Raw genomic sequence first — 350 nt, forward strand, 5'->3', positions numbered from 1 at the left:
GTAGCTAGACCCATCGAAAGGGCCGAAAGCTGATAGATGTCGGGATTGGGCTTGGTCCTCTTCACCAAGTCACCGGTTACAACCGTATCGAAATCCTCAAATCCCAATCCGATCGCCTGGAGGTTGATCGCAGCCTTCATGCGCAGTGCACTGGTGGCGAGGGCCAGCTTGAGTCCTGCCTTGCGGGCATTGGCGATGAACCGATGGACGCCGGGCATGGGCCCACGGTCGTTGGCAAACCGGCGGTAGTAGTCGAACAAGGAGTGCTTGGCTTGCTCAAAGTCGATTGATACCCCGTACTTCTCACCGACACCGCACAGATACCGCTTATCACCCGTACCAATGAAAGG

General features: G+C 56.6%; 1 protein-coding gene. It reads right to left on the bottom strand.

Annotated elements, in window-relative coordinates; all coding sequences use genetic code 11:
- Positions 1–350 (bottom strand): HAD family hydrolase (locus tag B3F49_RS03135; RefSeq protein WP_293908929.1); only part of this gene is annotated, 350 nt, incomplete at both ends.

The sequence above is a fragment of the Sphaerochaeta sp. UBA5836 genome (assembly GCF_002432845.1).
In the GTDB taxonomy this organism is placed as follows: domain Bacteria; phylum Spirochaetota; class Spirochaetia; order Sphaerochaetales; family Sphaerochaetaceae; genus Sphaerochaeta.